The following is a 12,040-nucleotide window of genomic DNA, read 5'->3' as shown; positions in this document are numbered from 1 at the left end:
GGGCGCCTAGACACCCAGACCGCGGCCGATGATCTCCTTCATGATTTCGGTCGTGCCGCCGTAAATGGTCTGCACCCGCGCATCGAGAAAGGCGCGGGCGACCGGGTATTCGCGCATATAGCCGTAACCGCCGTGCAGCTGCAGACAACGGTCGTTCAAGTACACCTGCTTCTCGGTGGAATACCACTTGGCCATGGCGGCCTGCTCGACCGTCAGCTTGCCTTCGAGGTGCAGGGCGATGAACTCGTCGACCATGATCCGCACCACGGTGGCCTCGGTGGCCAGCTCGGCCAGCACGAACCGGTTGTTCTGGAAGCTGCCGATCGGCTTGCCGAAAGCCTTGCGTTCCCTGACGTATTGCAGTGTCTGCTCCAGCACGGCCTCCATTCCGGCGGCCGCCATGATGGCGATCGAGATGCGTTCCTGCGGCAGGTTCTGCATCAGGTAGATGAATCCCATGCCTTCTTCGCCGAGAAGATTTTCGGCCGGAACCTTCACATCGGTGAACGACAGTTCGGCGGTGTCTTGCGCGTCCAGCCCGATCTTGTCCAGGTGGCGGCCGCGTTCGAACCCCTGCATCCCGCGCTCGACCACGAGCAGCGAAAAGCCCTGCGCGCCCTTCTCGGGGTCGGTCTGGGCGACCACGATCACCAGGTCGGAGTTGATCCCGTTGGTGATGAATGTCTTCGAGCCGTTCAGCACGTAGTGATCACCGTGCTTGACCGCGCGAGTCTTGATGCCCTGCAGGTCGCTACCGGTTCCCGGCTCGGTCATCGCGATCGCCGTGATCAACTCCCCGCTGCAGAACTTCGGCAACCAGCGCTGCTTCTGCTCTTCAGTCGTCAGCGCCAGCAGATACGGCGCCACGACGTCGTTGTGCAGCCCGAAGCCGATGCCGCTGTAGCGTCCGGCGCTGGTCTCCTCGGTGATGATTGTGTTGTACCGGAAGTCGGGGTTACCGCCGCCGCCGTACTCCTCGGGCACCGCCATGCCGAGGAAACCCTGCTTGCCGGCCTCCTGCCACACCCCGCGATCGACGATCTTGGCCTTTTCCCATTCATCGTGGTACGGCGCCACGTGGCGGTCCAGAAAGGCCCGGTAGGACTCGCGAAACAAGTCGTGCTCGGGCTCGAAAAGCGTGCGCTGGTACTTGACGGCACTGCCCATGAATAACCTCCGGCGAAGCGAACTCTGCTGCCCAACATATACCAACCAGCCGGTTGGTCGGCAGCCGCCGAGGGTCTGGTGCCTTAATCGGCGCGCCAGGTCAGTGGTCCGGTTGCGCGACATGACCACCGCGCATGCGACACGCCGCGGCAGTCTCGGCGCAACTCAGCGGACGGCGAACTCCTGCAGGCGCCCGGCCAACGTCGCCGGAACCCGCGCCTTGATCCGGGTGCCGTGGGCGCTGTGCTCCTCGTGCTGGACGCGTCCGTCGGAGTGCAGGCGGGCCACCAGATCGCCACGGTCGTAGGGGATCACGACGTCCACGGCGGCGTCGGTGGGAGCGGCCAGCTCGGCCATCCGCCGCCGCAGCGCGTCGACACCGTCTCCGGTGCGGGCCGAGACGAATACCGCGCCGGGCAGCGCGTGACGCAGTTTGGCCAACGCCAGGTCGCTGGCGGCGTCGACCTTGTTGACCACCAGCAGTTCCTGCGGCGCGTCCCCGCCCTCAGCCCGGTGGTCGGCGATCACTTCGGAGATCACCTGACGCACCGCGTTGATCTGGGCCAGCGGGTTCGCGTCGGCGCCGTCGACGACATGCACCAGCAGATCCGCGTCGACGACCTCTTCCAAGGTGGAGCGGAACGCTTCCACCAGCTGGGTAGGCAGATGCCGGACGAAGCCGACGGTGTCGGTGAGCAGGAAACGGCCCGGCCGGCCCGAACCGTCATCGAACTCCGCGCGCCGGGTGGTGGGTTCCAGCGTCGCGAACAGCGCGTCCTGCACCAGCACCCCGGCCCCGGTCAGCGCGTTGAGCAGGCTGGACTTGCCGGCGTTGGTGTAGCCCACGATGGCGATTGACGGCAGGTCGCTGTGCACCCGACGGCTGCGCCGGGTGTCGCGGGCCTGCTTCATCTCCTTGATCTCGCGGCGCAGCTTGGCCATCCGCTCGCGGATGCGGCGCCGGTCGGTCTCGATCTTGGTTTCACCGGGACCGCGCAGACCCACTCCGCCGCCGCTGCCGCCGGCGCGGCCACCGGCCTGCCGCGACATCGACTCGCCCCAGCCCCGCAGCCGCGGCAGCATGTACTCCATCTGGGCCAACGACACCTGGGCCTTGCCCTCCCGGCTGGTGGCGTGCTGGGCGAAGATGTCGAGGATAAGCGCGGTGCGGTCGATGACCTTGACCTTGACCGCCTTCTCCAGCGCGGTCAGCTGGGCTGGAGAGAGCTCTCCGTCGCAGATGACGGTATCGGCTCCGGTGGCCACGACGATCTGGCGGAGTTCGGCCGCCTTGCCGGAGCCGATGTAGGTCGACGGGTCCGGCCGGTCGCGGCGCTGGATGATCCCTTCCAGTACCTGGGAGCCGGCGGTTTCCGCAAGCGCCGCCAACTCCGCCATGCTGGCCTCGGTGTCGGCGGCGCTGCCCTCGGTCCAGACGCCTACCAGCACCACGCGCTCCAGGCGCAGCTGGCGGTACTCGACCTCGGAGATGTCGGCCAACTCGGTCGACAACCCCGCGACCCGGCGCAGCGCCGACCTGTCCTCGAGGGCAAGTTCGCCGGTGCTGGGCTCCAACGGATCTTGATGGGGAAATTTGGGATATGTCATAGGCAATTAGCAATAGTGCACGCTGAATCGGTGTCGTGCACCTCAATTAACGCTGTTGGGCGCGCCACCATTCCCCGCTGACTTCACCCGTGGCCACCAGCACCGACGGCCCACGCAGGAAGCTGGTGGCATCGGTGACGGTCACCGTGACCGCACCGCCGGGCACCCGCACGGTGAGCGTGCCGGTCTCGGCCCCGGCGCCGGCCAGCGCGGCGACGGCGGCTGCGACCGTCCCGGTGCCGCAAGAACGGGTCTCACCCACCCCTCGCTCATGGACCCGCATGCTGACCACGCCGTCGACCGGAGCCGTCAGCACCTCGACGTTGACCCCGTCGGGGAACTGCTCCGGGCCGAAGCTCACCGGCGCCGCAACGTCCAAAGCCGCCAGTTCCGCAACGGTCAACCGGGGATCGAGGCACGCCAGGTGCGGGTTGCCCACGTCGACGGCCTGGCCGGTGAACCGCCGACCCCCGACCACAGCGGTGCCCGTGCCGATCCGGTTGGCCTTGCCCATATCGACGGTGACGTCGGCGTTGGTCGCATCGACGCTGTGTACGGTGACCGGCCGCGGGCCGGCCAATGATCCGACGACGAACTCGTCCCGGCGCTCCAGACCGCTGGCACGCAGGTAGTGGGCGAACACCCGCAAGCCGTTGCCGCACATCTGCGCTACCGACCCATCCGCATTGCGGTAGTCCATGTACCAGTCGGCCGCACCGACGCCGTCGGGCAGCCGGTCGAGGACACCGGCGGCCACCGCGGCTTCGGCGGTGGTGACCCGCAGCACCCCGTCGGCGCCCAGTCCCCGGCGGCGGTCACACAAGGCGGCAATCTGGGCAGTGCCGAGCGACAGCTGCGCCTTGATGTCGGGCAACAGCACGAAGTCGTTCTCGGTGCCGTGGCCCTTGGCGAACATCACCAGATCAGGGTACGTCCCGCCAGGCGCGGATCGCGTGGTCCACCAGGCTGTCGGCCGAGCTCACATCCAGCCAGTGCACCCGGTGGTCGCGACGGAACCAGGACCGCTGCCGTCGCACGTAGCGACGGGTGCCCACGTAGGTCTGCTCGCGCGCGTCACGCAGCTGGGCAGCGGTCCCGCCGGCGTCCAGCGCCGCGATCACCTGGGCATAACCCAGCGCCCGTGCGGCGGTGACGCCGTCCCGCAGGCCCTCACCGAGCAACGCGCGAACTTCGGCAACCAGGCCCTGCTCGAACATCGCGTCGGTTCGCTGCGCCAGTCTCTCGTCGAGAAGCGTTGTGGCGCAGTCTAATCCGACTATGATGGTGCCCCACCGGGGCGCCCGGATGCGCGGCGCGGACGCGGCGAACGGGCGCCCGGTGAGTTCGATCACCTCGAGCGCCCGCACGGTTCGGCGCCCATCGGTCGGCAGGATCACTGCGGCTGCGGCCGGGTCGCGGCGAGCCAACTCGGCGTGCAACTCGCCCACCCCGACTTCGGCAAGGCGCCGTTCCCATCGCGCGCGCACCGAGGGGTCGGTGGCCGGAAACGTCCAGTCGTCGAGCAGCGACTGGACATAGAGCATCGAGCCGCCCACCACGATCGGCAGCGCTCCCCTGGCCCGGATGTCCGCGATATCGGCTGCGGCGGCCTGCTGGTAGCGCGCGACGGTCGCCGTTTGGGTGACGTCGAGGACGTCGAGTTGATGATGCGGGATGCCGTGGCGGTCTTCGACGGACAGCTTCGCGGTCCCGATGTCCATGCCGCGGTAGAGCTGCATAGCGTCAGCGTTGACGATTTCCGCGCCCAGCTCGCCGGTGAGCCGGTCGGCGATATCGAGCGCCAGTTGCGATTTGCCGGTCCCCGTCGGCCCGATGATCGCCAATGGCCTCATGGCAGCCAAACGCCGACGAAGTACCCCACCCCGTAGGGCGCCCCGCGGTACAGCTCCTTGGCCGATTGCGGCCCGGATCCGGCCAGGCCCGCCAATACCTGAAATGCCGCCCGCCCGAGAACCCGCGGCGGCAATGTGCTCAGCGCCGCCACGTCGCCGGCTGCCAGCGCGTCGTCGAGGGCCAGCTGGACGTCGGCGCCGCCGGGGTCGTAACCACCCGGTGCCTGCGGCGTCAGGCTGTTGACGCCGTCGGCCACCACCAGCACGCCGATCAGATCGGGCACTCGGTCGATCTCGGCCCGCAGGTCTCTGCCGCGCGCCAGCGCCGCGTCGACATCATGGTCGCCGGCATAGACGCGGACCTGCGCGGTGGCCTCCGGCCGTGCCCGGCCCCGCATCCAGGCCGTCATCAGCGCGCACAGTGGCAGCTCGGCCGGCGGTCCCGGCTCGTCGTCGGGCAGCGGCGAGAGCCGGACGCGGACGTCGGCGCCGAAACCCGCGAACGTGCCGACGGCATCGCAGTCCACGACCCCGTCGGCGGGGCCTACCCCAACGGCAATCCACCGCGGCGGCAACATGGCCGCCGCCGCGGTCACCGCCGCACGGATGCCGGCCACCTCGTCAGCCGCCGCCCCAGCGAGTTCGGCAACGAGCACCGGCGCGGACGGAACGATCGCGATGGCGCCCAGCACGCCACCAAACTAACGCGTCCAGCGGTGCACCAGGCGGGCACGCGGGCCCGTGGCAACCCCATCCCGGGGATTACCCGGAGGAAGATCCCCAGACCGGACCGTCGACCACCACGATGGGTTCGGTGATCTGACCGACGCCGGCATCGCGCTTGGCCGACGACGTCGGCGGCGTTGTCAGTATCCTGTCGCGCCCGGTCTGAGCAACCATGGTCGCGGCCTCGCCACGGGCCAGCGCCACGGTCGCCGCGATCACCGCTGCCACCGCGAGCACCAGCACAATCGCCTCCGGACCGCTGGCTTCCAAGGTCTCGCCGAGCACGGTAACGCCCAGAACCGCCGCCACCACGGGCTTGGCGACGGTGATGGTGGGTAGCGAGGCGGTCAGCGCACCAGCGCGAAAAGCGGACTGCTGGAAAATCATGCCGGCCAATGCCGCCAAGAGCCAGGGATAGAACTCCGGTGCAAGCAGCACCGCGCCCAGGCCGTCTTCGGCAACCTCGACCACTCCCTTGGTCAGTACGGCGAACAATGCCAGCGATGCACCCGACACCACCGCCAGCAACACCGCCGCTTGGGGGCGACCGACGCACAGCCGGGCCGCAAGAACGCACGACACCAAAATCGGGCCCAGGACCACACCGACGATGACCCAGGTGTGCAGCGGGGCGCGCTGATGGCCGGCCGCCGGGTCTCCGACGATGATGACCACCGCCAACGCGGCCGCCAAGGCCAGCGCCCACATCCACTCCCAACGGGTGATCCGGTGATGCGCGAACCGCGCGTAGATAGGCAGGGCGAACAGCAGCGCGGTGACCTGCAACGAGGTCACCAGCATCACCGACGCCCAGGCCAGTGCCAATGCCTGCAGGCTGTAATTGAGAACCGCGGCCGCGCCGCCCAGCCACCACCGGCTGTCACGTAGAGACAGGCCGAACAGCCTCAGGTGACCCACCTGCTTGTCGGTAATCTCCTGGGCGGATCGTTGGCGAATCACGTCGCCCACCGCCGATGCCAGCGCCGCACACAATGCGATCAGCGCGGCAACCTCAACCTTCGACATGGCCGACCCTCCACCTCTCCGCTCGCCTACCAGCGTTCCCCCGGTCAACTGCACGTACACCCGTTGTTCGCTAGCAGTTCACCGAAGATCCTATGGCGCTGCTCACGTTCCCTGAGGCTTCGCCTGTTGCTCGCCGGTTGTCAATCCCCGATACTTCCCCAACCGCCTATGCACGACCTGTCACCAGCTATGCGGCGGCTGTGAACCCCTATGTCAACGGCACGTAAGCCACGTCGGCTATGCCCAGCCCGCTGCGGCGGGACTGACCGCCGACCAACCCGAGCGCGGCGACGAGCGAAAGCAGCGCCGCGAGGGTCGGCCCGGCTACGGTGATACCCCCGTCAGCACCCCACCGGCAACACCGGCCGGTCCGATTCACGCGGCCCCATGCCGCCTCGCCGATGTTCTCAGCCACGCTACCGGTCGCGTGGAGGTCGTCACCGATGCGCGCCCGAAGGCAACCGAACTGTGACCCGACTGGACAAGTCGGGGCAAGAAGGGCCCGTCAGGGAACCGCAAGCTGGCCCGGCATGTTCAGATCGCGCACCGGTGCGGCCATCATGGCAGCCTCGTCGCGGGCCAGGGCCACCGTCGCCGCAACCACCACCGCCACCGCAACCGCCAGCGTGAACAGCTGCCCTTCACCCGAGTGGACCGCCTCGTCGAGCACGGTGATTCCCAGCACTGACGCGATCACCGGTCTGGCCACCGTGATCGTCGGCAGTGATGCCGTCAGCGACCCCGCCCTCAGCGACGATTGTTGAAGCATCAGCCCGATCGGCAGGACCAACATCCAGCCATAGAACTCGGGAGTCCGAAACATCGCCTCGAACCCGTGCGCCAGTTCGGCCACGACTCCCTTGGTCAGCACGGTGAACACCGCCAAAGCCGCCGACGACGCCAGCGCCAGCAACACCGCGGACGCTGCACCCGACCAGACACGCGCGCCGACCACACACAGCAGCACCGCCGGAACGATCACGATCGCGACCACGGCCCAGTCCGACAGCGGAGCACGGGCGTGGCCGGCCGTCGGATCACCCGCCAGAACGATGACGGCAACCGCCCCGGCCAGCAACACCGCCCACATCCACTCCCTGGCGGTGCACCGGTAGTGGGCCGTGCGAGCGTCGATCGGCAAGGCGAACAGCAGCGCCGTAGCCTGCAGGGACTGCACCAACACCACCGATCCCATGGTCAGTGCCACCGCCTGTAGACCGAAACTGCCCAGGGCGGCCAGGCTGCCCAGCCACCACAGGGCGTGGCGCAGCGACAGATGGAACAACGTGAAGTGGCCGACTTCCTCGTCGGTGACCTGCTGAGCGGACCGCTGAAGGGTCACATATCCGACGCCGGCCAGCAACGCGGCGCCCAGCGCGAGTAACGTCGCGAACTCGACGTTGGCCAAGGTGACCTCCCTGCGAACGGCCGGAAGCGCTCAGACGAACGTCTGATACACACTTGTTCAATAATGACTCTTGTGCGCTGGTTAAGCATCACAACGGGACTTTCCGTTCGAAATGGCTCAGTTGCCGCCGCCCTCGCACTCTGCGGACCACAAGCCACCGATGTTCGCGACGATGCGAATCACGGTGCCGTCATTTCCGGCCTCGCTCCGCGGCCGAAAATCCGACTCGGCCGGCAAAGCGACCTGAGGTCAGCGCCGACGGTGAGCAACGCCGCTGACAGCGCTGATCCGGGCCCCACGCCGATTACCGTCGAACACCACAAATCGGGCGCCAGTCGTGCTGCACGCACATATCGCACGGTCGGGTTGCGGCACCGGCGTGGCCGATCACCCTTGCCCATCCGCTACCGCAGTAGGGCACCCCGGCTAACGGAACGATTGCAGCTGTGGGACGGATGCTTCATTTTTGGTGCGCCCGCTTTAGCAAGCAATTACCGTCATGATTGCTAGGCCGGGGTGTGCGGTCAGCAGGTCGGCCGGTGAGTGTGGCTTGCTGGTGCGATTACCCGTTGGTTTGAGGAGTCGGCGATGAGTGCCTCCACGCGAGGTTCGCGAGTGGGTACCCGGTTCGGGCCCTACTACCTCAAGCGGCTGCTGGGTACCGGCGGGATGGGCGAGGTCTACGAGGCCGTCGACACCGTCAGGCAGCGGGTAGTGGCGCTGAAACTGATGTCGGAGTCGCTGAGCCACGATCCGGTGTTCCGCATGCGGATGCAACGCGAAGCCCGCAACGCGGGCAGGCTGCAGGAACCGCACGTGGTGCCCATCCACGATTACGGAGAAATCGACGGGCAACTGTACTTGGACATGCGCTTGATCGAGGGCACCCATCTGGCGCTGTTGTTGGAACGGTTCGGCCCGGTCACGCCCCCGTGGGCGGTGGCCCTGGTCCATCAGGTGGCTTCGGCGTTGGACGCCGCCCATGCGGCCGGGGTGATGCACCGCGACGTCAAGCCGGAGAACATCCTGGTCACCCGCGACGACTTTGTGTACCTGGTGGATTTCGGGATCGCCAGCGCGGCAACGGACGAGAAGCTGACCCAACTCGGCAGTGCGGTGGGGACCTGGCGGTATATGGCCCCGGAACGATTTTCCGATGCCGAGGTGACGCACCGCGCCGACATCTATTCCTTGACCTGCGTGCTGCACGAGTGCTTGACCGGGACGCCGCCGTATCGGGCCGACAGCGCCGGCATGCTGATCACCGCCCACCTGATGGCACCGATTCCACGCCCCAGCCAGTTACGCCCCGGGATCCCCGCCGCTTTCGACGCGGTGATCGCACGAGGGATGGCCAAACGGCCGGAGGACCGCTACGCAAGCGCGGGTGACTTGGCGCTGGCGGCTCATCAAGCACTCAGTGGAGCACACCAAGCGCAGGAGTTTCGCATCCTCAAGCGCAGCGAGGAGGCTGGCGGCCTGTACGGCGACGTCCTGGCTGAAGGCATCACCGGCGTCACCTACGGGAGTCTTTCGACCTCCACGCCATCGGTGCCCACCCCGGTAGCGGCGACGGCGCAGCCGGACCTCAATGTGTCCGCGCCGCTGGCACTTCCGTCACTTCCGACGTCGGAGGTGAACATTTCGTCGTCCAACCCGGAGGCCAGCTCCTGGCCCGGCGTGGCCAGCACCCCAGCACCGCAACCACCACCGCCGCCGTCGCCGCCGCAGCCACCACCGCAAAAAACGGATGCCACGCCACCTTCCGGCCGGCGCGCGCCGTCGTTTTCCGGGCGGCTGCGCAACCCGTGGATACTGCTGGCGGCCGCAGCTCTGACGGTATTGCTGGTGTTCGCGGCGCAGGGAATCTGGCTCACCGTTCGGCCGAACACGGCATCGGGTCCCCGGACGGTCACAGCCTCCCCGTCACCGACGTCTCCCGCTTCGACGGCATCCGCAGACGCGTTGGCCCGGCTGCTCAGCCTGCTGCCGTTGGGCTATGCACCAGGCACCTGCAGGCCTTTCCTGCCGCCCAAAGACGCACTGGCCAGGGTCATCTGCGACAAGAACGTCGACGCCGGCGGACCCTCCCGCGCGATTTACACACTGTTCGGGGAAACCGCCACCTTGCGCCAATTCTTCGACGGACTGCTGCGAACCGACATCATGGTCAACTGTCCCGGGGAATCCAAGTCGCCGACGGGTTGGCATCGCCCCGAGAGCACGCAAGTGGGCGGCATGGTCTTCTGCGCGGTCCAGGAAAGCAGCCCGACGGTGGTATGGACCAACGAGGCCCAACTGATGATCTTCCTCGCCCAGGGGGATCCCGAGGGACCCAACCTCGACCAGCTCTACGCCTGGTGGAAAAAGCACTGGTGATCGGGCACCCGTAGCGCGACGCCGAATAAGGTGGCGGCGCACGGCCCGGCAAGCTGCTTCAATACTGTTGGAACCGGTCGGAAACCCTGGTGACGCATAGGGCCCATCAGGCCTGCCGGCCGTACGGTGCCGCTTCGCGCGGCCGATGCGCGGGTATCCCACGCGCGAAAGGGTGCAAAGGGTAGGTGACGAGCACATGACGGCTAACGAGCCCCGCAGCAGCGATCCGCACCCGCCGGTGCCGGGGCCGGTTCCGAGGCCCGTTCCAGGCGCCGTGCCACGTCCGGGACCACGCCCGGGTCCGGTGTCGCGGCCCGTCCGGCACCCGGTGGCAGCACCCCCGCACAGCGATCCGCACCGCTTCGGGCGTGTCGACGACGACGGCACGGTGTGGCTGATCACCTCGGCCGGCGAGCGCGTTGTCGGCACCTGGCAGGCGGGCGATCCGGAAGCTGCATTTGCGCATTTCGGCAGGCGGTTCGACGACCTGAGCACCGAGGTCACGCTGATGGAAGAGCGACTTGCCTCGGGCACCGGAGATGCCCGCAAGATCCGGGCCAACGCCGTGGCAGTGGCCGAGACCTTGCCCACGGCAAGCGTGTTGGGCGATGTCGAGGCGCTTGCGGAAAGGCTGAACTCCCTTCGGGAGCGGGCCGAGGCCGTCGTCGCGGCGGACCGCGCCAGACGCGACGAGCACCGTGCCACACAGACCGCGCGCAAGGAGGCACTGGCCGCCGAAGCCGAGGAGTTGGCGGCTAACTCCACCCAGTGGAAGGCCGCCGGTGATCGGATGCGGGCGATCCTCGACGAATGGAAGACGATCACCGGTCTGGATCGCAAAGTCGACGACGCACTGTGGAAGCGGTATTCGGCGGCCCGCGAGACCTTCAACCGCCGGCGCGGATCCCACTTCGCCGAACTCGACCGGGAGCGTTCCGGTGTCCGTCAGACCAAGGAACGGCTCTGCGAGCGCGCCGAGGAATTGTCCGACTCCACGGACTGGACCGCCACCAGCGCGGAATTCCGCAAGCTGCTCACCGAATGGAAAGCCGCCGGACGGGCCAGCAAGGACGTCGACGACGCCTTGTGGCGCCGTTTCAAGGCCGCCCAGGATGCGTTCTTTACCGTCCGCAACGCCGCGACCGCGGAAAAAGATGCCGAGCTGCAAGCCAATGCTAAGGCCAAAGAAGCACTGCTGGCCCAAGCCGAAAAGCTCGACACCAGCAACCTTGACGCGGCCCGGGCGGCGCTGCGGACCATTACCGACAAGTGGGACGCGGTCGGCCGGGTACCGCGGGAGCGATCAGCCGAGTTGGAGCGCCGCTTGCGCGCGGTGGAGAAAAAGGTGCGCGACGCCGGCGAATCGGATTGGGCGGACCCGCAAGCCCAGGCACGCGCCGAACAATTCCGCGCCCGCGCCGAGCAGTTCGAGCAGCAGGCCGCGAAAGCGGCCGCCGCTGGCAGGACCAAGGAAGCCGAAGAGGCCAAGGCGAACGCCGAGCAGTGGCGGCAGTGGGCCGAAGCTGCCGCCGACGCGCTGAGCCGCAGGTCCTAGCGGGAGTTTCCGGCCTTCGTGGTTGAGCGGCGTGTCTTGTGTTGTGGTGCTTGAGGTTTGTGGGTTTGGAGTGTATTACCCATATATGGCGTCGATCGTGGGTAAGCGACGCGGCAAGCAGACCTATTACTACCTGGTGGAATCGGCCCGAGTGCAGGGCAAGCCGCGCATCGTGTCTCAGCAGTATTTGGGCAGCGCGGAGGAGGTGATGGCGAAGCTGTCCGAGACGCCGGCCGGGCAGCCGATCCGTAGCCAGCACAAGCAGTTCGGGGATCTGGCTGCGGTGTGGTCGATGCTGGCCCGGCTGGATGTGGCCGG

Annotated in this window: 9 protein-coding genes and 1 pseudogene; 3 read left to right on the top strand and 7 right to left on the bottom strand. The window is 67.7% G+C overall.

Annotation, left to right across the window (positions count from 1 at the left end):
- Positions 1-6 precede the first annotated feature (6 nt).
- The 7 genes from EET03_RS09310 to EET03_RS09275 form a co-directional block, all read right to left on the bottom strand.
- Positions 7-1,167, bottom strand: a complete 1,161-nt coding sequence (locus EET03_RS09310) for an acyl-CoA dehydrogenase family protein (RefSeq protein WP_075541010.1) — start codon at positions 1,165-1,167, stop codon at positions 7-9.
- Positions 1,168-1,332: 165 nt separating this feature from the next.
- The gene (hflX, locus tag EET03_RS09305; RefSeq protein WP_075541011.1) at positions 1,333-2,775 is read right to left on the bottom strand and encodes a GTPase HflX; all 1,443 of its coding nucleotides are present in this window, start codon (positions 2,773-2,775) and stop codon (positions 1,333-1,335) included.
- Positions 2,776-2,821: 46 nt separating this feature from the next.
- Positions 2,822-3,694 carry a diaminopimelate epimerase gene (dapF, locus tag EET03_RS09300; RefSeq protein WP_075541012.1) on the bottom strand — a complete coding sequence of 291 codons (873 nt, stop codon included), beginning with the start codon at positions 3,692-3,694 and terminating at the stop codon, positions 2,822-2,824.
- 4 nt (positions 3,695-3,698) lie between these two features.
- Positions 3,699-4,628, bottom strand: a complete 930-nt coding sequence (miaA, locus tag EET03_RS09295; RefSeq protein WP_075541013.1) for a tRNA (adenosine(37)-N6)-dimethylallyltransferase MiaA — start codon at positions 4,626-4,628, stop codon at positions 3,699-3,701.
- Complete coding sequence (locus tag EET03_RS09290) at positions 4,625-5,320, bottom strand: class III extradiol ring-cleavage dioxygenase family protein (protein ID WP_075541014.1); 696 nt, start codon at positions 5,318-5,320, stop codon at positions 4,625-4,627. The genes miaA and EET03_RS09290 overlap by 4 nt, the downstream gene beginning before the upstream one ends.
- 70 nt (positions 5,321-5,390) lie before the next feature.
- Positions 5,391-6,380, bottom strand: a complete 990-nt coding sequence (locus tag EET03_RS09285; protein WP_082274420.1) for a DMT family transporter — start codon at positions 6,378-6,380, stop codon at positions 5,391-5,393.
- A 505-nt stretch (positions 6,381-6,885) separates the two neighbouring features.
- Entirely contained in the window at positions 6,886-7,788 is a 903-nt protein-coding gene (locus EET03_RS09275; RefSeq protein ID WP_099194090.1) for a DMT family transporter, read from the bottom strand.
- 588 nt (positions 7,789-8,376) lie between these two features.
- Here EET03_RS09275 and EET03_RS09270 point away from each other — a divergent pair.
- From EET03_RS09270 to EET03_RS09260, 3 genes and pseudogenes are all read left to right on the top strand, one after another.
- Positions 8,377-10,167 carry a serine/threonine-protein kinase gene (locus tag EET03_RS09270; RefSeq protein WP_075541017.1) on the top strand — a complete coding sequence of 597 codons (1,791 nt, stop codon included), beginning with the start codon at positions 8,377-8,379 and terminating at the stop codon, positions 10,165-10,167.
- Between the two features lie 196 nt (positions 10,168-10,363).
- Complete coding sequence (locus EET03_RS09265; protein ID WP_075541018.1) at positions 10,364-11,722, top strand: DUF349 domain-containing protein; 1,359 nt, start codon at positions 10,364-10,366, stop codon at positions 11,720-11,722.
- An 85-nt stretch (positions 11,723-11,807) separates the two neighbouring features.
- Positions 11,808-12,040, top strand: a pseudogene (locus tag EET03_RS09260) (IS1634 family transposase); the annotation flags it as partial.

This window comes from Mycobacterium innocens, assembly GCF_900566055.1.
GTDB classification, from domain to species: Bacteria; Actinomycetota; Actinomycetes; order Mycobacteriales; family Mycobacteriaceae; genus Mycobacterium; species Mycobacterium innocens.
The sequence above is the reverse complement of the archived record's forward strand: the minus strand, read 5'-3'. Positions and strand labels throughout refer to the sequence as shown.